Origin of the sequence: Embleya sp. NPDC020630 (assembly GCF_044334985.1) — a bacterium.
Lineage (GTDB): Bacteria > Actinomycetota > Actinomycetes > Streptomycetales > Streptomycetaceae > Embleya.
Genome location: NZ_JBIRUB010000009.1, coordinates 25472 through 48027, shown reverse-complemented (window position 1 = coordinate 48027; position 22556 = coordinate 25472). Strand labels below are relative to the sequence as shown.

Sequence of the window (22556 nt, the reverse complement as noted above, 5' to 3'; positions counted from 1 at the left end):
CCCGACCCCCTCGGCGATTGCACGCGCGCCACGACGCGGCAAGCCCCACCCCTCCTCCACGACCGCCCCGGCACCGGGCGGCCGGCCGAACGACCTGGAGCGCCGTGACCACGATGCCCTCGACGACGAACGACGATCGTCGAACCGCCCCCGCGTTCCCCGCCCCGGACGCACTCGCCCTGTTCGGCGAGTGCTTCACGGCCCTGGCCGACAACATCGAGCGGGTGGTCGTCGGCAAACGGGAGCAGATCGAACTGGCGCTGATCTGCCTGTTCGCCGAGGGGCACCTGCTGATCGAGGACGTGCCCGGCACCGGCAAGACCACCTTGGCCCGCGCCCTGTCGGCTTCGCTCGACGCCACCTGGCAGCGGGTGCAGTTCACCCCCGACCTGTTGCCGTCGGACATCACCGGCGTGTCGATCTTCCGTCAGACGACCAACACGTTCGAGTTCCTGCCCGGACCGATCTTCGCCAACATCGTCATCGGCGACGAGATCAACCGGGCCTCGCCCAAGACCCAGTCCGCGCTCTTGGAGGTCATGGAGGAGGGGCGCGTGACCGTGGATGGTGTCGCGCACCCGGTCCCCCGCCCGTTCCTGGTGATCGCCACCCAGAACCCGGTCGACATGTCGGGCACATATCCGCTGCCCGAGGCCCAGTTGGACCGGTTCCTGATGCGCATGTCGCTCGGATATCCGGACCTGCGCTCCGAGGTGGCGGTCGCCTCCGGAACCGGCGGCGCGCCGTCGATCGACTCGCTGCCCACCATTGCCACGGCCCGGCACATCGAGGAGTTCGTACAGATCGCCCGCACCCGGGTGAAGGCGGTCGAGTCGGTCGTCGAGTACGCGGTACGGATCGGGCACGCCACGCGCGAGTCGCCGTACACCCGCCTCGGCGCCGGACCACGCGGCAGCGTGTCGCTGGTTCGCGCCGCCCGGGTGCGCGCGGCCGCGCAGCGTCGGGGCCACATCCTGCCCGAGGACGTCAAGGCACTGGCCGGCCCGGTGTTGACGCACCGTCTGTTGCTCACGCCGGAGGCCGAGTTGAGCGGGATCACCGCCGCCGGCGTGCTCGACGAGGTCCTGGCGCAGGTGAGTGTCCCGGCCGCGACGGCGTCGAAGGCGAACGGGTGATGTTGTCGTCCAGCGGTCGCGGGGTGCTGGCCGGCGGCGTGCTCCTGGCCGGCGTCGGGTGGGGGCTCGGCTACCGCGAGGCGGTGGTCCTGGGCGTCGCCGCACTGCTCGCGGTGGCCGTTGCGGCCCTCTGGACGATGCGCCGCTCCTCCGTGGCCGCCGTACGCGAGGTGGTGCCGGCCAAGGTCGCGCGCGGTGATGTCGCCCAGGGCCGAGTCACGTTGGCGAACACCGGGCGGCGGGCGCTGCGCGGGTTGCGCGCCGAGGACCGGGTCGCGGGGCTGGTGATTCCCCCCGTGGATCTGCCGGCGGTACCGGCCGGCGGCGAGTTGCGGGCGCGCTACGCACTGCCTACGCATCGCCGCGGCCGGGTGGAGATCGGCCCGATGTACCTGGTGCGCGGCGATCCCCTCGGCCTGACCCGGCGCTCGCGCCGGCACGGCGAGTTGGAGACACTGCTGGTGCGTCCGCGCACCGTCGCACTGGCGTCGTTGCCGGCCGGGCGCACACACCACCTCGAGGGCCCGAACTCGGATACCGCGGACGACGGCACACTCACCTTCCACTCGCTGCGCGAGTACGTCCTGGGCGACGACCTGCGCCGGGTGCACTGGCGTTCGACCGCGCGCACGGGAACGATGATGGTCCGCACGCTGATCGACGTGAGCCTGCCGCAGACCACGGTGGTCCTGGACACCGGGTCGGCCGCCTACGCCGAGGGATCGGACGGCGACGCGTGCGAGGAGGCGTTCGAGGTCGCCGTCGACATCGCGGCATCGGTGTCGCTGGCCGCCGCGCGCAACAACTTCCCCCTGCGGGTGTTGACCGGCAGGGGCGCGCTGCCCGCTCCGGTGGGCGATCATCGCGGCGCCGAGCACTGGTTGGACCTGCTCGCCGACGTCTCCGCGAGCGAGGACCACTCCCTGTCGGCGGCCTTCGACGAGGTCGAACGCACCGCGGCCGGCGACACGTTGGTCGTGATCACAGGTGGCGTCGACACACCGGGGTTGTCTCGACTGGATCGGATCGGCGGCCGTTTCGACCGCGTGCTGCTGATCCGCAGCGTCCCGCCCACGACGCCCGACGGCGGCCGAAACGGCGCCGGGCGAGCCGAGGGCACGACCCCGAACGTGCTGCGGGTGGCGCAGATCCGGGTGTCGGGCCTGGAAGAGATGGCCGTGGCGTGGCGCAAGGAGATATCCCGGTGACCATCATTGTCGACGATCTCGCGGTGCGCCCGCGAGATGCCCGGGAAACGGGCGAACCGGCGGTGAGGCTCCACGAATCCGCCGCCGGGGCCCCGCCCGAGGGTGCCTCCACCGCCGGTGAGCGCGCGTGGCGTGACGCGCGGCGCCGGGCGCTTCGGTCCCTGGTGCCCGTGATGATGGCCGCGCTCGCCGTCGGTGCGGCGTTCGTCCGCATCTTCGAACCGCGCGACCTGCTGCCGGTGATCGTGCCGTGCGCGCTCGCCCCGGTGCTGCTGTCCGTGCTGTGTTCGCGGCCGACTCGGGCCGCCGCCGAGGACGCCGCGAAGTCGACCGCCGCTAAGGCCGCTTCCGCTCCGCGGGTCACTCGGCCGTTGTGGCCGTCGCTCGTGCTGACGGTCGTCTGCTGGTTGGCGGCGATGTCCGCGACGCTCTTTCGGGCGGGCGCGGTCGGTGGGGTCTTGCCGGGCGCCGGGTTGATCCGCGACATCGGCCGGGACCTCTTGGACGCGCCGCACGCGGTGTTGGGCGTGGTGGCGCCGGCGGCCGGCGATGCGCGGTTGCTGGTTCTGCCGGCGGCGTGTGTCTGGCTCGCCGCCTTCGCGGGCGCCGAACTGGCCCTGCGCACCGGCACGGTGGTCGTCCCGGCTCTGCCCGCGCTGGTCCTGTTCGCGGTCCCGGTGGTGCTCGGCGTCGGCGGTCCCGGCGACAATGTCGCGGCGTCGATGTTCCTGGTCGGCTCGATCGGCCTGCTGCTGTCGTCGCGGCGTCCGGGGCGCGGGTCGTCGCTGCGGAACCTGTCGGTGGGCGTGCCGCTGGTGCTCGCCTGCGCGCTGTTCGCCGGTCTGGTGGGTCCCGCGCTCCCGGGCGCGGATCGGCGGGCCGCGCCGGACCTGCACCGACTGGTCGACCCGCCCGTCGATCTGCGGGTGAGCGGTGCCAGTCCCCTGGATCGCATCTCCGCGTGGTTGCAGACCCCCGAGCGCCCGTTGTTCACCGTCGCGGGACCGGCGCCGGCGGATCGCACCTGGCGGCTGGCCGTGTTCGACACGTACGACGGGGTGCGCTGGGCGCCCTCGGTCGATCTGCGGCCGACCACCGGCCGGATCCCCGACGAGGCCGACACGCACGCGGTGGCGAAGCTGCGCGAGTCGCACCAGGTGACGATCCGCGAACTCGGCGGTATCTGGCTGCCGACGGCCGACCGGCCGAGCGAGGTGCATCCGGCCGGCGGCCCGGAGATCTCGGTGGACCCGGGCAGCGGCGCGGTGATCGCACACCGGCGGTTGACTCCGGGAACACGCTACGAGTTCGACGCGCGGATCCCGGTGCCGGACCCCAACCGCCTCCAGTTCCTCCGGGTCGGCGCGAATCCGGCGGACACCGCGTTGCCGGAACGGGATGCCGGCGGCGAGCCCTTCGCGGCCCTGCCGGTATTTCGCCGACTGGCCGAGGAGGCCACGGCCGGCAGCAGTTTCCCGTACCAGCAGGCGCTTCGACTCGCGACCTGGCTGCGTACCAACTACCGCTACGACACCGCCGCCACGCCCGGCCACTCGTATCGCAATCTCCAGTACTTCCTGGAGTCCGGCAAGGTCGGCACGTCCGAGCAGTTCGCCACCGCGTTCGCGGTCATGGCCCGCTCGCTCGGCCTGCCGGCCCGGGTCGCGGTCGGCTTCTCCGCGGGCACCGACGTCGGCGGCGGGGTCCGCGAGGTGCGCGCGGGCGATGTGATCGCGTGGCCCGAGGTGCAGTTCGCCGGCGCCGGATGGGTTCCGTTCTCCCCGACCCCGGGCCGGCGCGGCGAGTCGGGCGAGCGGGAGCGGGCACCGGGTCAGGACGTCGCGCAGCCCGGAACGCCGGCCTCGGCACCGCCGGCCCAAGTCTCCCGGGAGCAGGCGGACGCCGGCATCGAGGGCACCGAGCACCGCGCCGCGCCGAACGACCGGGCGAAGCATTCCGGTTCGGGTACGGACGCGGGGTTCGCCTGGTGGATCCTGCCGGCGGCGATCGGCGCGCTCTTGGTGCTCGGATACCTCGCGGCGGGCGCCGCGGTCCCGTACCTGGAACGGCGCAGACGGCGCGCGAAGCCGGCCGACGAACGCCTCTTGGCCGCCTGGCAGTCGATCGGCGGCGAACTGGGCCGAGCGGCCGGTGTACCCGCCGCGAGCGCGTCCACGGCCCGCGAGATCGCGGTGCTCGGCGGCGCGTTGTTGCCCGAGGAGGTCGGCACCCGGTTGTCGGCGCTGGCGGATCTGGTCAACGACTGCGCGTACGGCGACCGGGTCGCCACGGACGCGGAGGCGAACGACGCGTGGGAGTTGTGGGCGGTCGTGGCCGGTTCGGTGCGCCGCGAGGCGTCCGCCGCCTCGCGCCGCCGGCGGGCGCTCGCCCGGTGGCGACCGGGCACGGTCGTCGCGGTATGGGGTTTCTCGAAGGGACGACGGGCGTGGGGACAGTGAGCGATGGGGGCGGTTCGCGAGCGCGCGCGGTCCGGCGAAGGGGGCCGGCATCACTGGCCGCCGTGCTCGCGGGTGTGACGTTGGCGGGATGCTCCGTGACGGGGTTGGATCAATTGGCCGTCGACAAGGCCACGACCATGATCCGGGGCGGTTCGAGCGACTCGCTGGATCCGTCCTCGATCCCGGAGAAGTACCGCAAGTACATCCCCCAGTTGGAAAGGGCCGGCAAGGCATGTAGCGACCTGACCGCGCCCCTGGTGGCGGCGCTGATCGAGACCGAGACCAGTTGGGACCCCCCGGAGGTGAACGACGACCGGGGCCGGGCCCAGGGGCTTGGCCAGTTCATGCCGGACACCTGGGGAAAGGACGGCAACGGCGCGGGCCGCGACGGCGACGGCGACGGGAAGAAGGAGGTCGGGAACCCCGCCGACGCGATCATCGCGATCGGTGACTACCTGTGCTCGATCGCCGAGAAGATCCGCAAGTTCCAGGAGGAAGGGAAGATCCCCAACGTCCGGCCGGGGGACCAGCTCAAGATGCCCGATCTGATCTTCGCGGGCTATCTGCGTGGCCCCTACGTCTGGGTCAGCCCGCCTGCGGGGACGACGTTCGCCTCGGACGGCATGCCGGACCTGGAAGACCCGAAGAACATGAAACCCCGGGACTACGCGGACAAGATCATCCGCTTGGCCAGGGAGAAGTATTCACTGAAGGGTGCCGGCAACGGGGTGCCCGCGATCGTGGGCGCGGATCGGCAGGCCATCCTGGCGCGGGCCAAGGTGTGGACCGACGCGCACATACCCTACGACCAGGGCACCACGAAGATGGGTCTGATGGCCGACGGCAAGACCAAGCAGTACTACCGGACCGACTGCTCGGGCTTCGTCACCATGGCCTGGGGGGTGGAGGCCGGTCCGACCACGGTCACGATGACCGGGATGACCGTGGCCATCCAGAAGAACGAGTTGACGGCGGGCGACATCCTGCTCGACTCCGATGCGGGCAACTCAGGGCACGTCGTGCTGTTCGAGAAGTGGGTCGACGACGCTCGGAGTTCGTATTGGGCGTACGAGGAGGCGGGCGGTTCGGGCGCCGTCTACCGCAAGATCCCCTACCCGTATTTCCAGGGGCACGGGCCGTTCGAGCCGCGCCGGTTGAAGTCGCTCAAGTAGCAGACCCGGATCCGGGACGCTTCGGCAAGCCATGCGGCTCGCCGAAGCGTCGACGTCTGTCGCGGGCGCGGATCGGGGCTCGGCCGATCAGCGCACCGGGGCCACGTGTTCGCGGACGGCGCCCTCCGCGCGAGTCGGCCCCCGGGTACCGCCGCCGGCGAGGCTTCGCTCGAGCGGTTCGGCCAGGCCGTCCTGTCCCAGTTGCTCACGGTAGGACTTCGGCGTCACCAGCGGTTGCACCACGGGGTCGAATCCGCGCGGTTTCGGGTCCGGCGCGGATGAGCCCGCCCCGGACCGGGCGCCGGAGCGCATGCCCAGCGGACTGAAGCCCCTCCCCCACCACACGCTCGACCCGGGTGCCGTCGGCGATGCCGCCACCCCCCGACTCGCGTCCGCGGTCCAGGGGTTGGCCTCGTTCGCCGACGGCCCGCTCTGCTTACTCACGTCGCCTCCCGGCCCGGGACTCCATCATCCGGCCACTATAGGTTGAACGCTTCGCGCGCCCGCTCGGGCACCCGGCCGTGCGGCATCAGTTCCTGCAGCCGCTCGCGCGCGGGCGCCGCATCCGCGGCGAACCCGGCCGCCCTGCGTCGCGCGGCGGCCGACTTCTGCCGTGACCGGACGGCCTTGCGCGCTGCCGCGGCCTGACGGCGGGCCGCGCTGCTTCGCTGGAGTCCGGGGGCGAACCGGCGGGTGTTGCCGGCCGCGATGTCCTGGAGCAGCATGATCTGGGCCCGGCTGCGGCTTGCCTGCATGCGCGCCTTGGCCTGGTTCGAGTCGCCCTTCCTGGCCTGGTTCTCGAACTTGCGGTAGGCACGAGCGCCGGCCCGCATCCCGGAGTTCTGCGCGTACAACTTCGCCGTTCTGGCCCGGTCCACGGTGTTGGTCGCCACGCGCCGCGCCGCCGCGGTGATGGGTTTGTAGTGTGCTTTGCGCTTGTTCTTCAGGAAGCTGCGTGCCTTGTCAAGGCGCTTGGAGACGGCGGAGACGATGGGCTGGAAGGTGGCGACCGCGTCGCCGATCGACTGGGGGCCACCGTTGGGGCCGAATTCGACGGCCTGGGTCATCGCTCATCCCTTCTGTCACCACTGGGGCGTCCGCGGCGGCTCACGGCCCGCCGACCCGGTTGAGTTTGCCCTTTTGGAGGTCGTACTGCTCCTTGCGGATCTTCGGTTGTTCCGGGGGTGCCTCGGCGTCGGCCTCGATGTCCTCGTCGGCGTCGGGGGCGGCCTCGTCGTACCAGGTCGCGTCGGGGTCGCGGGGCGCCACGCGGAACGCCGGGTCGTCCCACATCTCGGGCGGCGAGGGCTCGAGGGGCAGTTCGGCGAGGGGGCGGTCGGTGTGACCCTCCCGCGGGTCGCAGGCGACGAACGGGCCCATCTCCGGGTCCATCAGCACGCGCAGGTGCGGATCGGCGTGCTGGAGCCACCAGTTGGACATCCCCAACGCCGCGTCGTGACGCAGGTATTCGAAGGCGCGCCAGATCGCGGTGAGCCGGATGACCGCCTCGGGGTGCCGCCACCAGCCCGAACACCACATCAGCGAGGAACGGTTGAGCCGCCGTTCGATCACCTTGGCGAGGTATTCGACGACGAAGGCGTCGACCGATTCGAAGACGAACTCCGGTTCCGGCTCCTCGTCGTCGAAGTCGGGGTCCGGCTCGGGCGCCGGGTCGCGCGGCACGCTCGGGGCCGGGGCCGACCGGGCGGCTGCGTCCGTCGGCGCGACGCTCTCGCGCAGCCGCCGGGGAGCGTCGCCCTGTCCCCAGACGTCGTCGTCCGGAAGCTCGCCGCTCATCCCACGGCCTTCGCCATGTTCACCTTGGCCGCCACCATCACCTGGGACGGGTCGTAGGTGGCGATCGACTCCCGGATCCGGTCGGCGTATGCGGTCTCCCACCACGGCACCGTGCGCACCAGGGTCGGCCGCGAGCCGCTGATCTGGACGAAGGCCCTGCCGCGCGGCATGGACATCAGGTCGGCCGCGTCCAGCACCGCCTCGGCGCGGGTGGCGCGGCTGATACCGCGGTGATCGCCGAACTTGTGGCTGGTGGAGGTGGTCCGCGGCTCGAACACGCCCGCGGACTTGGCGAGGTTGTCCAGGAAGGAGACGTCGGAGACACCGCCGCCGTAGACCCGGATGTTCGCCGAACCCCACAGCTTGGACATACCGTTCTCGCCCCAGACCGAGACGCCCTGGGCCCAGGACTGGAGGATGACCATCACGATGACGCCGCGCGAGCCGAAGTGGGTGTACTTGTCGGGCAGGGCCTTCCACGGGCACACGTTCGCGGCCTCGTCGAGCACGAACAGGGCCGGGATGGGCAGGCGTCCGTTGGGCGAGTCGCGGGAGTAGTTCTCCGCCTCCTCGGCCAGGATCGTGGTCAGTGCCATCACCAGCGGGGCGGCGATCTTGTTGGTTTCCTCGGACAGCAGGTACAGGGTGTCCGACGGGGATCGCACGAAGGCCATGTAGTCGAACTCGGGCCGGCTGGGATCGCTGCCCGGCGTCACCCATTCGTTGATGTTCTCGGCGACCAGGAAGGACGCCATCTGGATGGCCGTGCCGTACACGCCCGCACGCTGGCGATCGGGCTGTCCGATCACCGACTCCACGGCCTCGGCGGGCATCCGGTGGCCCTGCTCGCGCAGGATGCGTACGGGCGTGTCGTCGGTCGGGCGGGTCAGCCAGACGTAGACGTCGGTGATCGGGCGCTTGTCGATCGAGGCCGCGAGCAGCATGTTGGCGAACAGGTCCTGCGCGGCGGGCTCGAAGTAGGCGTCGCTGCGCGCGTGTTCCTGCCGGTTGACGGAGACGAAGCGGGCGGCGAGCTTGACCGCTTTCACGATGCTGTCGCCGACGTAGGTGAGCGGGTTCCACCAGAACACCGGTTTGCCACCGGCCTGGTTCTGCGGGTCGAAGATGTAGACGGTGCCCATGTCCTCACGGATGGCGCGGGTGGCGTCGACCACGTCGCGCTTGTTGGAGGTGACCACCACGGCCCCGGGGGCGGCGACGATGTTGGGAATCGCCCTGGTCGCCGTCTTACCCGTACGCGGGCCCCAGATGTCGACGTGCATGTCCTCCCACGAGCCCCACAGCTCATTGCCGCCGCGCACGGTCTTGCCGATGAATACCCCGGGGGTGGTGTCCTTGTCGAGGCCGAACTTCCCCGCCGTACGCCGGACCTCGGGCGTGGTGGAGGGCCGCAGTTCGCGCGGCGAGGCGAGGTAGCGGATGGCTCGGTCGATGCGCTCGCTGCGGCCCCTGGTCTTGTTCCACACCGACCATCCGATGCCGATCAGAACGAGCACGGCGAGCAGTTGCAGGCTCAGGTACACGGTTGCCGCGGCACCCGGCCACCGATAGTCATCGGTGGCCAGGCGTACCCCGAGCACAAGGGGGTTGCCGCCCGGCTGCTCGGTCGGCCCGCCGCCCCAGGAGGCGGCGAACCAGGCCATCACGTGCACCGCCACCAGGGCGATCAGGCCGAACAGGAAGACCAGCGCCTCGAGTTCGACGTTGGGTCCTCTGCGCTTCTGCGTGGCGCTCATGTGCTACCTCCTGTCTCGGGCACGACGGTCGCGAACCCGGGTGCGCGCGGCGTTCACCAGCGTTGCGGTGCCGGGGCGCCGCCGGCGGGACCGCCGGGGGTGAGGACTCGAATCTGCTGCTGCGGGAGTCGCGGCTCGCGGTACTTGGGTTCGATCCGGAACGGGTTCTCGTCACCTCCACCGCTCTTGTTCAACTGGTGTTGGGCGGCCATACCCAGGCCGGTGTTGGAGGCGGCGAAAGCGAGCTTGCCGGTGCCGGGAGGCAGCCCGGTGAAGCTGGGGAGCGCGGCCTGCGCCACGAACTTCGCGGCCGTGTTGATCGCCGCGGATTTCGGCACCGGGGGCGGCGTCGGGACAGAGGGCGGCATCGGCGGTGCGGGCACCGGAGGCTGCTTGACCAGGGAAACCGGTGCCGGGCTCGGCGGGTTCGGCGTCGAGCGGTCTCGCGACGGACTCGACGGGCCGTTGTTCGACGGGCCGGTATTGGACGGTCCGGGCCGGCGGTTGGGCGGCGGCGGCCGATTCCCGCGCCGGTTGCGGGCTCCCTTGGCCATCGCGGCGGCCGCGCCCGTGCCGCCCGTGGCGGCGACCGCGCCGAGTGCGGCCACACCCTTGGCGCCCGCCGCCAGGGTTCCCATCACCGCGCCGTGGGCTCCCTTGCCGTCCTCGGCCACGAGTCCGACCAAAGGATTGACCATGCGCATCGTCGCCGGCAACGAAAGGGTGCCCGCGCCCAGGAGGATCACGCTGGCCAGGCCCTCGGCCGTACTTCCGTCGGCGGGATCCGCCCACATGCGAAACACCGGGACGATCACGAACGCGGCCGTGGGTTCGAGCAGCGCGAAGCCGACCGCGAAGCTGAAGCACTTCAGCAGCGCCGCCTTGCCGGTTTGCGTTCCCGACCCGGCCGCGAATATCGGCATGACTCCCAGGAGTAGGGTCATGCCGATGAGTCTCGCCAGCATGTACAGATAGAGCATGACGCCGGTGACGATGAGCAGGACCGCCGATATCAGGAACAGCACGAAGTTGATCGGGTGTTCCGTGCTGCCCATCGGCGCCACTTCGAGGTACTTCTGTACGGCGTTGCAGACTTCGGCCTGATTGATCGCGGTGTCGCCCTTACCGGACAAGCCTCTGATCATGAACCATTGCGTAAAGGTATGCCCCGCCTTGAGCAGTAGACCGAAGAACGCGATGCTCGACGTGGTGACCACGACCAGCGTGAACATCGCCTTGGCCATCGCTCCCACGGCCATCGGGTTGCGCGACAACGCCATCTTCCCGGCCACCCACAACAACGACAGCACCGCGACGATCGTCGTGATGAAGATCGTGTGACTGCGCAGCATATCCGTGATGCCGGAGGCGTTGCGGTCCTTACCGCCGGTGAAGGGGGCGTCGACCTTGAGCCACCAACTCAAGACCTCCGTGGCGAGTTGGCTCAGCTCGAAACGGGCCCACTCGATCGGCTGACCGAGGAAACTGTAGGGGTTGTTGGTCTTGTCGCTGGCCCACTTCCTGACCGCCCACTCCCACTCGCTGTCCTTGAGGGTGCAGGCGCTGTGCCAGTTGAAGCTTTCGTCGGGATGGAACTCGTGGCAACCGATCTTGCCGATCGCGTACGTGTCGGTCCAGGCGAAGTCACCCCGGACCAGTTCCCCGGAGTCGTATTGGTTGTCCTTGAGTTTGTCGGCGATGTTGGGGCCGTACGGGTTGACCGGCGCGAAATCACACATTGCCCCACCGCCTGTTCGTGTTGTTCACGTCGAGTTCGGCCGGGGTGAGATCGACGTGGACCGGAATTCCGGGCCGGCCGCCGACCTTGACCATGAAGTTCCCGAGCCCGGGCGGCGGTGCCTCCTCGCCGCGCGTGGAGTCCCAGGACGGCGGTGTGGACCAGTCCTCGATCATGCGTTGCTCGGCGCTGGTCATCGGTACGACCGAGTTGAGTTGCGGCATCTCCGCCGCGGGCAGACCGCCGGTGATCACCATGCCCGCTCGCTCGACGAAGCCCTTGGCCTTCATCCGGTCCTCCTCCGTCGGCAATGCGAGGAGGTCGGACATGGTGTGGGTGATCATCGCCATGCCCACGCCGCGTTGACGGTTGAGTCGGGTCAGCGCGTCCACCCGGTCGACCAGACCGCGACCGGCGCGCAGCACACGCCAGAGTTCGTCGAGAATGACGAAGTAGTTGCGTCGCGGTTCCAATCCCGCGTCGGCCAGGGCCTGGGCGACGGAGATCGCGCCGAAGCCGTAGCTCCAGCAGGCCAGCAGCGCCGCGGCCTGGAGGGAGCTCTCGCCGTCGTCGATGGCGCTGACGTCGAAGCAGACGGGGCTGTCCCGGCGCATCGGTTCGGAGGTCGGCTGGGAGAACATCTCCCCGAGCCGGCCGTCGCCGAGCAGGCCGATCAGCGAGGATTCGAGGTTTTCGGTGATCTCGCGATAGCGGGACAGGTCACCGCGGTCGAGGGCGACCGAGCGCAGGGCCTCGGGCGCCTCCTGGATGACCGCGAGCAGGTCGCCGAGCACCGGTACACCGTCGAAGCGCTCGTCGAGCAGTTTCAGCGCCGTGTTGAGGATGGTCTCCTCGCGGTCGGCGGGCGGATTCCCGCGCAGCACGGTGATCAGCGACGCGACCGCGTTCAGCCGCCGGCCGTGTGCGTCGGCGAGCAGCGAACGCCGCGCGGCCTCGGGCAGACGCGCCGCGGCGGCCCTGGACTCGCCCGGGTCGAGCACGTTGAGAAAGCCGCGACCTCGGCCGAGCGTGATCACCTGGCCGCCCAGGGCCCGGATCAGGTCGGCGTAGTCGGGCTTGAGGTCGCCGAACACCACCGGGTTGACGCCATATCCGGCCAGTCCCAGGGCCTGGCGGCGCACGATGGTCGACTTGCCCAGGCCGGGCTTGCCGAGCACGAACTCGCTGGGGTTGAGGATGAGTTTGGCGCGTTGGAACCAGCTGATCGGGTCGCAGCACAGGGTGCCGCCGCCGGTGAGCGAACGACCCAGCGGGACACCGACCGCCGGTGTCCCGGATCCGGCCGCGAACGGCCACAGGCCGCAGACCTGGACGGTGGTGCCGCGCCACTCGGGCGCCGCCTCCACATATCCGACCGAGCCCGCGCCGTAACCGGTCCAACCGCGCCAGCCCGCGGTGCGCGGACGCACTACGCGGGGCTTCTTCTCCTTCTTCGGCGCGGTCGGCTGCGCCTGCCCGTGCGGCAGCGACTTCTGCCGCTTGCCGCGCCGGCGACCGGCCTTGGTCGTCTCGTCGTCCTCGGGGACGACCCCCGTGGGGTGGTACGTGGTCATCTCGCCCCGTTCTCCCTGGCGCGTGCGCGAGCGCCCGGCGCATTCGCGGTCGGTGCCGGGTCGGCACTCACATCGCGTCCCGGATGGTCTGCGGCACCTTGAGGTGCTTCGGCAACACCAGGCCCAGCGGCAACGCCGCGGCGAACGCCGAGGCCTGCGAACCGTAGACCCGGCGGATGGCGATTCGCGCGGACGCGGACAGGTTGTCCATCGCCGACGCGGCCAGTTCCAGACCGTCGGCATCGTTCACCGTCGCGGTGACGAGCATGCCGAACTTCACCAGTCCGGCGCCGGTGGCCTCCTCCTGGGCGCTCTGCTGGGCGGCGCGCACCGCGATCGAGTCGCGGGCGTTGCCGACCTTGGCCTGCTTGGCCTTGAACATCGCGTCCTTGACGTCGCGCTCGACGATGCCGGCGGCGGTGGAGGAGTCGTGCGGACGGTACAAAAGGGTGACCCGCTTGCGGTCGATGTCGGGGTGCGGGCCGAGCAGTCGGGCCAGCACGTTGGAGAACACCTCGCCGCGCGGAGCGTCGGACATCGCCCAGGTCACCGACAGCGCGCCGTCGTGGCGGTAGTGGTCCCACGCCTCCTGGGTGGCGCTGGGCCCGGCATCGCTCCAGGTGATGCCGGCGCCGCCTTCGGAACGAGCCTGGTCGATCAGGCCCGCGACGCTGGGGTCGTACGCGACCCGGACGGCCTCGGCGAGGTCGCCGCCGCTCATCGGGTGCGCCTGTCCGGCCCCGGTCATCTGCAAGGTGGCGCACAACCCGGGCAGGCGGGTGCCCAGTTCGGTGGCCATCTCCTCCGGGGTGCGCTTGGGTACCCCGGGCCGGGGAGCTCCGGAGAAGGTCAGCGCGACGCGGGAGGAGACCCGGGCCGAACCCACCGGGTACAACTCCACCACCTCGTTGAGCACGTGGCGGGAGAGTTCGGGCGAGTCGGGGCGCAGGTGGTCGAAGACCTCGCGACGCAGGCGTTCTCCGGTGTCGAGGGCGGTCTCCACGGTGACCGAGGCGGCCACGATCCCGGGTTCGTTGCCCAGCGCGGCCAGCCACTGGCCCCAGTAGGCGACCCAGGTGTCCACCTGTTCGGTGTCGACCAACGAGCCGCCGTCGGCGTCGCATTCGATCACCACGGTGTGGTCGTTGGTCGAGGGCACGGTCAACAGTGCGAACGGGCGCTGGTAGGCGTCGCGGGCCTCGTACAGGCGTGACGCGGCGGCGAGCCCCGGCAGCGTGCAGGTGCCCAACGGGACCCGGCCGAGCGGGCCGGATCGGTAGAGGTGTTGCCCCTTCATCTTTCCCCGAGACCATGCTCCTCGGGCCACCAGCCACTGCAAACCCGTACGTCCTTGTCGGTCTCGATACAGCAGGGGGGCGAGCACGACCACGAGCAGCACCGCCAGGAACATCGCGACGACCAGCGAGATCATCATGCCGATGATGATCATGATCATGCCGCCGAGCAGGATCAGCGTCCCGGCCAGTCCCAGGCCCATGACGCCCGGCGAGGTCGGCTTGCGCCAGTTGCCGTAGGTGCGGATCTCGGGTGCGCTCACGTTCGTCTCCTCGATGCCTCGACCGGTGCCGCTCGTACGAGCGCGGTCGGAAGGTGCCCGATGCCGATCCGGGGATCGTCAGGGCGTCCACGCGACATAGCCGGCGCGTGACGGCACGGATCGAGCCGACGGGCGGCTGCCGTCCGGGGGCAGTTGCAGACGCCAGCCGTCGTCCCACACCACCGTCCAGGTGGTGGCGTCGAACGTGGCCGCGCGCTCACGCATGCGGACCAGGGTGACCGTGGCCGCCTGGGCGGAGTAGCCCTCCACTCGGAAGCCGACGAACTGCGGCTTGTCCTCGTTCGCCGGACTCTCCGCCACGGCGCGCGAGGTCGCCGCGGACCGGGCTCGGGCCAGGAAACTCTCCCGCCCGGGGCCCGCGGCCAACATCGTGCCCGCGGCCAGCGTCGGGGATTCCGTCGTCTCGTACCGTTCGCTCGCCTGGGCCGCGGCGATCAGCGCGCCGACGGGGGTGTGCGCGTAGCAGCGGACCGTGCCGGAGTCGGCGAGGGCCGGGCCGGCCGCCCGCGACACCGGTAGTCCGACGCCGTGGTAGGGCTCCCACACCACGCCGTCGGGTTGCCGCGTGGTGGGAATGCTCTGGTCCTGGTCGGACAGGGCGGGACACCGACCCACCGTGTCGGCCGGACCCGCTCCACCCGGTGCCGCCGGTCCGCCGGCACTCGTGGTCGACGAAACGCTCGGCCCCGATGTCGTGGCTCCTTCGGCGGCGCGCCCCGACGAGGGCGCCCCGTCGGGTTCGAAGACGATCACTCCGAGCGCGACGACGCACAGGAAGCCGAATCCCGCCGCGGCGGCGATGAATCCCCGTTGCGTGAACGGGTTTCCGTCGTCCCCCATCCGGTCGCCGGACTTGTCCCGCCGTAGAAAGGCCACTGTCGTTCCCCGGGGACCCGTCGGCCTACTTCTTCACCAGCAACAACTGGGCGAGCGTCGCGGAGCTGCCGACCAGGATGGCGGCGACCATGATCCAGCCGAGGCTCATGATGTGCTCGCCACTGCCGCCGCTCTTGTGCGACATGGCCATCCGCGCCGCGCAGGCGAGGACCGCGATCACACACACCACGGTGACGATCCACGCGCCGTAGCTGAGCAGGGTGTTGATGCCCTCGCCCAGTCCGGCGGGCGCGGTCGGCTTCGGGTCCTCGATGGTGTCCGATTTCCCGTCCTTGAACCCCGTGAGGGTCGCTGCGATCAGAGCCATTGTTACTCCCCGCTGTTTCGGTAGTTGGTGAGGTCGGCCAGTTCGGATGCCAACTTCCGTACGTCCTTGCCCGAGTTGCGCGCATCGGGCCACTCACCGAGCCGCCACGCCTCGTTCCATGAGACGCGCCACAGGCGCGGCACCCCTCCGGCGATCAACTTCAGCCACTGCTGGAGGCTCTTGGGCAGTGGACCGGGTGCGTCCGCCACGGCGACCAGTCCGAGCAGGTCTATCCCTTGCAACGCACCGGACGCCCACTGCCTCCCCGCGGTCTGCGCGGCGTGCAGGCCACCCGCATGGGTCCTGGCCACCAGGACCACCCCGGCATGTCCCCCCGGCGGGGGAATCGGCCACCCCCTGCCCTCCGCCGCGGCGCCCTGCGAGGCTGCCAGCGCGAGCGTGCTCTCCCCCGCTCCGCCATGGCAGCCCACCCACCACCAGGGGGGTCGGGCCGACTCCGGTGGCGACCAGGTGGGCAGTCCGCCCGCTCCGGGCGGCGCGATGCCGCCTTGAGGAGTCTGCGGTCCGAGGCTGACATAGGTGGGCGCCTCCACCGCGGGTGCCGCCTCGACCACGACCGCGGCGCGGGGCAACCATGGGTTTTCCTTCGGCTCTTCCGTCCGACGTGACACGGGTCCCCCGGCGTTACAACGGTCGGCGAGGCGTGACGAGGACGGCCAAGCACCGGTCCCGAGGACGCCCGGTCACACGATCGCCTTCGCGATCGATGCCGAACTCCCGGCCAGGGCACAGGCAACCATGACCCAACCCGCGCCGAACAGGGTCCCCTCCGCGTCGCCGTCGCGATACGTCATCGCCAACTTGGCCGCGGACAGCAGGAATCCCACCACGCAGACGACGAGGACCATGTAGAAGCCGTAGTCGACGATCGTCTGCAACGGTCCCGCGAAGGGCACGCCCGTGCCGGGATCCGGAGGCAACGGCTTCTTGACGTCCGACGGCACGATGTAGGTCGGTGGCGGCGGATCGTCCATCGGCAGCAGGTCCCACGGCACGATGCATGTCTCCAAACGTTCGGCGTTCGGCATCGCGGCCCACCGGCGAGCCCTCGCGCGCGTGCCCTCGCGCGACGGACCGACCTCCACGCATCGGTGTCGTCGGTGGCAACCGGCCGAGAGTGGGGTCTGTCACGAGATGGTGCTCCGTAGGACTGTCGGGGCCGAGTGATGCAAGGCGCACGCCGACAGTAGCCGGCCCCCTCACCACCCACTATCCAGATCGCGTGAGGCTCTACGCGCCAATGGGATGGCCTGCGCGCCGCGCCGCGCGTCCTCGGCCACGACCGTCCGGATCGATCAACTCCTGGGTTGAGTCGTGGGTTTGTTGCCCGCGGGGCACACCGGTTCGCCTCGGGCCACGCGCACCCCGTCGGCCTCCCCGATCAAGGTGGTCACCACGAAGCACGACGTGCTCGGGGCCTGCGCGAACACCGCGACGTGCTCGTCGGCGCCGACCAGGACACGCTCGATGAGACTGCCCGCCGGAGTCTGCGCCACGGCCACATAGCCGCTCACGTTCCGCGCGTCGACCGGTGCCTCCCAGGACAGCTTGAACGTCTTGTCGAAGCCGCTCACCGCTACGGAACGGGCCTGGCGGGCCGCGAGTTGGGCCTGGTCGACCGGACGCGCGGTCTGGGTGACCCATCCGCTCGCCGAGGCGGACGGATTCGCCGGCCCTGCGGGCCCCTTGGCCGCGGAAGGGGCCGGCTTCACGGTGCTGGGCAGGGCGGGGCCGGCGCTCGGCTTCTTGTCCTCGCCGCCCGCCAGCAACACCACGCCCACCCCCACCACCAACAACCCGGCCGCTCCCGCCGCCACCAGGAACATCGGCTTGAACTTCCGGCGGTCCGACTTCTCCTCGGCCCATTCCCAGTCGTGCGCGCGCGGGAAGTAGCCGGCGGTCGCCGCACCGTCCGAGCCGGTCGTCGGCTCCGGGTCGGCGACCGGGTTCGCGCCGGTGGGCGACGGGATGTCGTAGGTCGGTTCGTCGTCGTCGAGGCCGGCGTAGGGCGAGACGTAGGGGGGCGGCGGGTCGTCCGGGTCCGCCGGCGCCGGGGGGAAGGCGGCCTGTCGCGGCGGCGGGTCCTCGTCCAGGTCCTCGTAACCGGCGTACGGCGAGACGTAGGGCGGCGGATCGTCCGGGTCGCTCCCGGCAGCGGACGACGCGGGGGAGGTCGTGGGGGTGCCGGCGGTCGACGTGGTGGGGATGGTGCCGGCGGGCGGTTCGGGGGTCGCGACCTCGGCGGCCGGGGACTCGCCGACCGAAGGCTTGGCGAACCGCACTTCGGTGGCCCCGGGTTCGGGCTCGGCCGGTGGGGCGGTCGGGGATGAGGCGGCGAGTCCAGTCCCGACCGGGGCTGCCTCCAGGGGCGGCGGCGCGCTCGGTGGTGCTTCACGCAAAAGCGCGCTCTTGGGCCACCACAGGGGAACCGACGCCCGGTGCGGGGGTGTCCACCCTCCGGCGGACCGCGCGCCGGCCGGCGTCGCCGCAGCAGCCTCGTGGTCCGCCGCGTCCGCCACGGGCCACCAGTCCTCGTCCGGCGGCAGCAACCCGTCGCCGGTCGCCGGCTCGGGGTGGTGCGGGGCAGGGGCGGGAGCGGGCCACCACAGGTCGTCCGGAGGGATCAGCGCGCTCGGCGTGCGACCCGCCGGTTCCGGCTCACGCGCATCGAGGTCGCCGCGGTCGTATGTGCTCGTGACGCCGTTCCCGGCACCGTCCGGACGCTGGACCATCAGATCGTCCCACCTCGATGAGTCGTCGGCCCGAGGACCGCTGCTGACAGGGACTGCGCCGCCGGGCGACGGGTCGTCCCCGCCTCGCGCCGTCGCGACCGATGCCCGGGCGGGATCGCCCGGGCCTGCCCGGACCGGATGCGGGCCTTCCGGGCTCGTGCCGACGAGGCGACGCGCGCCCATGTGACCGGTCCGGCGGCGGTGTTCGCCGATGCGGGGTCGAACGTGCCCGCGCTCGCCCCCGGTCGATGCCGTCGGACACCGCCCCAGCGGGAGTATGCCCCACGGACCGTCCGCCCGGCACGACACCGGCCGGGCCCCGGGTATCGAATCCGGGTGACAGGGGCCGTCAGTCCAACAGGCGCAGCTCTTCCAACCAACGCCGAGCGACCTCCGTCGCCGGGTCGTCGGCTCCGTGAACTCTTACCTGGGCCCGCAGCACCGAGGGGCCGACGTCGAGGCCGGCCCGCAGCCGTGCCACGCGCCGCCAGCTGGTGTACGCGTTGCCCGCGAGCCGCCGGAGCACCGCTTCCGATTCGGTGTCCGCCTCCGGCTCCAGCACCAGCTCCGCGTAGATCCGAGCGGCCAGTTCGGGCTCGCCGCTCAGGGCCGCGACATATGCGCGCACTTCCCGGGCGCCGCGCGGAGGGTGGGGGTCGTCCGCGATGAGCTGCTCGGCGCGGGCGCGCGCCTCGGTCCAGTCCCCGGCCTCCACCGCGGCGCGGATCCGCACGAGCAGGTCGTGTCGGTGCTCGGCGACGGCGGGTTCGGGAGCGGATTCGGCCACGGGCGGCGCTGCCGCGGACACCGCCGGGGGTGCGGGCACGGGCGCCTGGACGGGCTCGAGGGCTCTCGCACGCGGGACCTCGACCGTCTCGAACCGCACCGGCGCCGCGACGGGTTGCCGGCCGGCCGGCCGAGCGGGAGCTTCCTCGACGGGGCCCCCCGGCGGACCGGGCCGGGCGTCCGGGGTCGGGTGCGCGTCCACGGCCGTCACCTCGCCGTCCACGTCGACGATCAGCGGCCATCGGGTGCCGTCCGCCTCCACGGCCACGGCCCGGACCGGCCGACCCAGGCTCAACGCCTTGACCGAGACCCAGCGGATCGCCTCCGCGCGGGCGAAGTCCGGTGGCGCGGGCACGAGAACGCCGTCCACCGCCGTCTCGCCCCGGTCGGTCATCTCGATCACGGTCACCGGTATGGCCGGCACCGAAGCCGGGTCGATCATGTGCGGCTCCCCCCTGGATCCTCGACGCGCGCCGAGCACACGCCGTCCGGTCTCGAGCGAGACCTCCCTGCGCGCCCGACAGTGCGAGTCGGCGCGCGCATCGGGGACACCATAGGGCCATCCGCGTCCAAGGGCGCGTATTTCCACGCCGAAATCGGAATGCCGCCGGTATACCCCGGTCGCGCAGAATGGATATTCGCCATCCGTCCTTGACGTCGGGATCCGCGCTTTGCTTCACTGTGGCGGGCGAATGGATCGGTAATACGGCACCGCCCCTCTCTTTTGGCGGGCCGGTCGCAGGCCGTCCGGCTCGCGGCAGTCGGCGCCCACGGTGGAGCGACGCTCACGCGTGATCGCGTCGGGGTGGCGCCGCCGGACCGATCGGTCCGATTTTCTCCCGATTTGGAGGCGGTACTCCTCCCGTAGTCCCCTTGAAGCACGTGCCGGAGTTCCGCTCCCACCGCACGTCCGCTCCCCGAGTGTCGCGCCCTTCCCAATTTCCCGCGGCATTTCGAATCGGCGATCTCGGCCACCGCCGGACCGCCGTCTCGAATATCGGAAACCCGACCCTGCATCGGAAAAGAAACCGGTCCCGGTCACGCGTCAGACGTCGATCGAACCGATCAAACCGCCTCCTCGAGGTCGGCTACCGGGGCCGCTTCCTCTTCGGGCATCGACCGGATCGACTCGTCGGCGCGCACGAAACGGCCCTGCAGGCATCGCCCGGCGAGCACGAACGCGTCCAGGGCGGCCTTCAGGAGCGGATTGTGGTTGGCGGTGCGATACAGCGCGAACACCCGGCGGTGCGACGGGGTCTGCGCCAGCGGTATGGCGACCATGCCCTCCCGGGGCTGGTAGGCCAGACCGGGCACGATGGCCACCCCCGCGCCGGCCGCGACCAGACCCTGGACCACGTCGTAGTCATTGCTCCGGAAGGCCACCCTGGGGGCGAACGTGTGCGCCGCGCAGATCCGGAACAGGCTGGTGGCACCCGCGGTTCCCGGCCTGCTGGCCACCCAGCGCTCTTCGGCCAGGTCCGCGAGGTCGATCCCGTCGGCGCGCCGCAGCGCGTGATGCCCGGTCGGTACCAGTACGACCAGCGTCTCCTCGATCAGCGGGAACACCGTGAGTTCGACGGGCCACACCCGCGGCACCAGGTCGTAGGCGAAGACCAGGGTCAGGTCCAGGTCGCCCTTTTGCACCTGCGGCAGCAGGTCGTCGGGCTCGGCCTCGTCGAGCAGGATCTCCGCGCCGGGATGCGAACGGGTCAACTCCGCCACCGCCGACGGGACCAGGCGTTCCCCGGCGGTCGGGAAGGTGCCCAGGCGCAGGCGCCCGCTGCGGCCCTGGACCACGTCGCGGATATCGCGCTCCAGGCTGTCCAGCACGGCGATCGACTCGCGGGCCCGTTCGGCGATCGTGAAGGCCATCCCGGTCGGTCGGATCCCGTGCGCCTCGCGCTCGAACAGCGGCGTGCCCACCGCCCGTTCCAGTGCGGCGATCTGTTGGGACACGGCGGAGGCCGTGTATCCGGTGCGGCGTGCGGCACGGGCGAACGATCCGGTGACCACCACCTCGACGAGCGTGCGCAGATGCAGGGGGTTGAGCATCACATGTCCTTGGCCTGGCTCGAACGGGGGTTGAGCATCAGAGTTCCTTGCCCTGGCTCGAAAGAGGTCGCGGTCTGGCGGATCTTGGCACCCGTGGTGTCGGCCACGACGCTGTTGGAGCACGTCGACCGAATCGATCGTTGGGCCTCGAGGAGTGCTTCGCCATGTCGGATGTCCTGTCGCTGATGGATCAGTGGGGGCCGGAGAAGGTCGTCTCCGTGTCGCACACCCGAACCGGTATGAAGGGCGTGTTGGTCATCGACAACACCGCCCGTGGGATGGGCAAGGGCGGTACCCGGATGTCCCCGACGGTGACCACCGGCGAAGTGGCCCGGTTGGCTCGGGTGATGACGTGGAAGTGGGCCGCGGTCGACCTCTTCTACGGGGGCGCCAAGGCCGGGATCGTCGGCGATCCCACCGGTCGGGACAAGGAGGCCGTCCTGCGGGCGTTCGCTCGGGCGTTGTCGAACGAGGTGCCCGCCGAGTACGTGTTCGGCCTGGACATGGGGTTGACCGAGGACGACGCCGCGATCATCCAGGACGAACTGGGCGACCGCGGGGCCGCGGTGGGCACCGATTCCGTGCTGGGCGGGGTGCCGTACGACCGACTCGGGGTGACCGGGTACGGGGTCGCGGAGGTGGCCGACGCGCTGGCCGCGCGCATCGGCCTGCCCCTGGCCGGGGCGCGGGTGGCGATCCAGGGGCTGGGCGCGGTCGGTTCGGCGGCGGTGCGCCGGTTCGCCGAGCTGGGCGCGACGGTGGTCGCGGTCTCCTCCGTGCACGGGGCCTTGTACGACCCGGCCGGTCTGGACGTCGAGCGCCTGTCGCGTCTGCACGCGGAGTTCGGCGATCTCGCGGTCAAGGAGTACGCCGGCGGGGTGGTGCAGGCGTTGGGGTCCGAACTGGTGGTGCCGGCGGAGGTGTTGGTCCCGGCGGCGCTGCAGGACGTGATCGACGAGAAGGTGGCCGATCGCATCACCGCCCGCTTGGTGGTGGAGGGTGCCAATCTGCCCACCTCGCCGGCCGCGCAGCGCGTCCTCGCGGAGCGCGGGGTCGTGGTGGTACCCGACTTCATCGCGAACGCGGGTGGCGTGGTGGCCGCCGGGTTCGCGATGGACGCGCGGTATTCCGCGTTCCGGCCCGACGCGGAGGTGATCCGGGCGAGCGTGTCCACGAAGTTGCGGGAGAACGCGGTGCGGGTGTACGAGGAGAGCGCGCGTCGTGGGGTCACGTCGCACGAGGCCGCCCGCGCGTTGGCGCAGGAGCGGGTCCTGGCGGCGATGCGGCTGAAGGGGCGGGTGGCCTCCTGACCGTGGCGTCGCGGCGCGAACTCCGGCTTCG

The 22556-nt window shown here is 71.2% G+C and carries 19 protein-coding genes; 5 read left to right on the top strand and 14 right to left on the bottom strand.

Annotation, left to right across the window (positions count from 1 at the left end):
* Window positions 1-113 precede the first annotated feature (113 nt).
* The 4 genes from ACH4XV_RS28285 to ACH4XV_RS28270 all read left to right on the top strand — a co-directional run bounded on the left by ACH4XV_RS28285 (window position 114) and on the right by ACH4XV_RS28270 (window position 5975).
* The gene (locus tag ACH4XV_RS28285) at window positions 114-1136 is read left to right on the top strand and encodes an AAA family ATPase (protein ID WP_395795057.1); all 1023 of its coding nucleotides are present in this window, start codon (window positions 114-116) and stop codon (window positions 1134-1136) included.
* Window positions 1136-2344 carry a DUF58 domain-containing protein gene (locus tag ACH4XV_RS28280; RefSeq protein WP_395794537.1) on the top strand — a complete coding sequence of 403 codons (1209 nt, stop codon included), beginning with the start codon at window positions 1136-1138 and terminating at the stop codon, window positions 2342-2344. Before ACH4XV_RS28285 ends, ACH4XV_RS28280 begins: the two co-directional genes overlap by 1 nt.
* On the top strand, window positions 2341-4803 hold the full coding sequence (locus tag ACH4XV_RS28275) for a DUF3488 and transglutaminase-like domain-containing protein (protein WP_395794535.1): 2463 nt from the start codon (window positions 2341-2343) through the stop codon (window positions 4801-4803). Before ACH4XV_RS28280 ends, ACH4XV_RS28275 begins: the two co-directional genes overlap by 4 nt.
* A gap of 95 nt (window positions 4804-4898) precedes the next feature.
* On the top strand, window positions 4899-5975 hold the full coding sequence (locus ACH4XV_RS28270) for a transglycosylase SLT domain-containing protein (protein ID WP_395794533.1): 1077 nt from the start codon (window positions 4899-4901) through the stop codon (window positions 5973-5975).
* A gap of 87 nt (window positions 5976-6062) precedes the next feature.
* Here the strand turns inward: ACH4XV_RS28270 and ACH4XV_RS28265 are convergent, their stop codons facing one another.
* From ACH4XV_RS28265 to ACH4XV_RS28200, 14 genes are all read right to left on the bottom strand, one after another.
* Window positions 6063-6419, bottom strand: a complete 357-nt coding sequence (locus tag ACH4XV_RS28265) for a hypothetical protein (protein ID WP_395794531.1) — start codon at window positions 6417-6419, stop codon at window positions 6063-6065.
* Between the two features lie 35 nt (window positions 6420-6454).
* Window positions 6455-7042, bottom strand: coding sequence for a hypothetical protein (locus ACH4XV_RS28260; protein ID WP_395794529.1), 588 nt, complete (start codon window positions 7040-7042; stop codon window positions 6455-6457).
* Window positions 7043-7082: 40 nt separating this feature from the next.
* Window positions 7083-7772, bottom strand: coding sequence for a DUF4913 domain-containing protein (locus ACH4XV_RS28255; protein ID WP_395794527.1), 690 nt, complete (start codon window positions 7770-7772; stop codon window positions 7083-7085).
* The gene (locus ACH4XV_RS28250; protein ID WP_395794525.1) at window positions 7769-9529 is read right to left on the bottom strand and encodes a type IV secretory system conjugative DNA transfer family protein; all 1761 of its coding nucleotides are present in this window, start codon (window positions 9527-9529) and stop codon (window positions 7769-7771) included. The genes ACH4XV_RS28255 and ACH4XV_RS28250 overlap by 4 nt, the downstream gene beginning before the upstream one ends.
* 53 nt (window positions 9530-9582) lie before the next feature.
* Window positions 9583-11268: a hypothetical protein gene (locus ACH4XV_RS28245; protein ID WP_395794523.1), complete on the bottom strand. Its 1686-nt coding sequence runs from the start codon at window positions 11266-11268 to the stop codon at window positions 9583-9585.
* Entirely contained in the window at window positions 11261-12841 is a 1581-nt protein-coding gene (locus ACH4XV_RS28240; protein WP_395794521.1) for an ATP/GTP-binding protein, read from the bottom strand. The genes ACH4XV_RS28245 and ACH4XV_RS28240 overlap by 8 nt, the downstream gene beginning before the upstream one ends.
* A gap of 67 nt (window positions 12842-12908) precedes the next feature.
* On the bottom strand, window positions 12909-14399 hold the full coding sequence (locus tag ACH4XV_RS28235) for an SCO6880 family protein (protein ID WP_395794519.1): 1491 nt from the start codon (window positions 14397-14399) through the stop codon (window positions 12909-12911).
* A 78-nt stretch (window positions 14400-14477) separates the two neighbouring features.
* A complete protein-coding gene (locus tag ACH4XV_RS28230; protein WP_395794517.1) occupies window positions 14478-15296 on the bottom strand; it encodes a hypothetical protein in 819 nt (272 codons plus the stop codon).
* Between the two features lie 25 nt (window positions 15297-15321).
* Complete coding sequence (locus tag ACH4XV_RS28225; RefSeq protein ID WP_395794515.1) at window positions 15322-15624, bottom strand: hypothetical protein; 303 nt, start codon at window positions 15622-15624, stop codon at window positions 15322-15324.
* Window positions 15625-15626: 2 nt separating this feature from the next.
* The gene (locus tag ACH4XV_RS28220) at window positions 15627-16217 is read right to left on the bottom strand and encodes a DUF6668 family protein (protein WP_395794513.1); all 591 of its coding nucleotides are present in this window, start codon (window positions 16215-16217) and stop codon (window positions 15627-15629) included.
* 111 nt (window positions 16218-16328) lie between these two features.
* Window positions 16329-16673 carry a hypothetical protein gene (locus tag ACH4XV_RS28215; protein ID WP_395794511.1) on the bottom strand — a complete coding sequence of 115 codons (345 nt, stop codon included), beginning with the start codon at window positions 16671-16673 and terminating at the stop codon, window positions 16329-16331.
* A gap of 267 nt (window positions 16674-16940) precedes the next feature.
* The gene (locus tag ACH4XV_RS28210) at window positions 16941-18377 is read right to left on the bottom strand and encodes a hypothetical protein (RefSeq protein WP_395794509.1); all 1437 of its coding nucleotides are present in this window, start codon (window positions 18375-18377) and stop codon (window positions 16941-16943) included.
* A 349-nt stretch (window positions 18378-18726) separates the two neighbouring features.
* Window positions 18727-19605, bottom strand: a complete 879-nt coding sequence (locus ACH4XV_RS28205; RefSeq protein WP_395794507.1) for a tetratricopeptide repeat protein — start codon at window positions 19603-19605, stop codon at window positions 18727-18729.
* Window positions 19606-20228: 623 nt separating this feature from the next.
* Window positions 20229-21215, bottom strand: a complete 987-nt coding sequence (locus ACH4XV_RS28200; RefSeq protein WP_395794505.1) for a LysR family transcriptional regulator — start codon at window positions 21213-21215, stop codon at window positions 20229-20231.
* A gap of 164 nt (window positions 21216-21379) precedes the next feature.
* On the opposite strand from ACH4XV_RS28200, the gene ACH4XV_RS28195 reads away from it, so the two are divergent.
* Window positions 21380-22525: a Glu/Leu/Phe/Val dehydrogenase gene (locus ACH4XV_RS28195; RefSeq protein WP_395794503.1), complete on the top strand. Its 1146-nt coding sequence runs from the start codon at window positions 21380-21382 to the stop codon at window positions 22523-22525.
* Window positions 22526-22556: the final 31 nt, after the last annotated feature.

Coding starts and splice junctions, on each gene's coding strand:
- ACH4XV_RS28285 (WP_395795057.1), top strand. CDS start 114: ATGCCCTCGACGACGAACGACGATCGTCGAACCGCCCCCGCGTTCCCC.
- ACH4XV_RS28280 (WP_395794537.1), top strand. CDS start 1,136: ATGTTGTCGTCCAGCGGTCGCGGGGTGCTGGCCGGCGGCGTGCTCCTG.
- ACH4XV_RS28260 (WP_395794529.1), bottom strand. CDS start 7,042: ATGACCCAGGCCGTCGAATTCGGCCCCAACGGTGGCCCCCAGTCGATC.
- ACH4XV_RS28255 (WP_395794527.1), bottom strand. CDS start 7,772: ATGAGCGGCGAGCTTCCGGACGACGACGTCTGGGGACAGGGCGACGCT.
- ACH4XV_RS28250 (WP_395794525.1), bottom strand. CDS start 9,529: ATGAGCGCCACGCAGAAGCGCAGAGGACCCAACGTCGAACTCGAGGCG.
- ACH4XV_RS28245 (WP_395794523.1), bottom strand. CDS start 11,268: ATGTGTGATTTCGCGCCGGTCAACCCGTACGGCCCCAACATCGCCGAC.
- ACH4XV_RS28240 (WP_395794521.1), bottom strand. CDS start 12,841: ATGACCACGTACCACCCCACGGGGGTCGTCCCCGAGGACGACGAGACG.
- ACH4XV_RS28225 (WP_395794515.1), bottom strand. CDS start 15,624: ATGGCTCTGATCGCAGCGACCCTCACGGGGTTCAAGGACGGGAAATCG.
- ACH4XV_RS28215 (WP_395794511.1), bottom strand. CDS start 16,673: ATGCCGAACGCCGAACGTTTGGAGACATGCATCGTGCCGTGGGACCTG.
- ACH4XV_RS28210 (WP_395794509.1), bottom strand. CDS start 18,377: ATGGTCCAGCGTCCGGACGGTGCCGGGAACGGCGTCACGAGCACATAC.
- ACH4XV_RS28205 (WP_395794507.1), bottom strand. CDS start 19,605: ATGATCGACCCGGCTTCGGTGCCGGCCATACCGGTGACCGTGATCGAG.
- ACH4XV_RS28200 (WP_395794505.1), bottom strand. CDS start 21,215: ATGCTCAACCCCCTGCATCTGCGCACGCTCGTCGAGGTGGTGGTCACC.
- ACH4XV_RS28195 (WP_395794503.1), top strand. CDS start 21,380: ATGTCGGATGTCCTGTCGCTGATGGATCAGTGGGGGCCGGAGAAGGTC.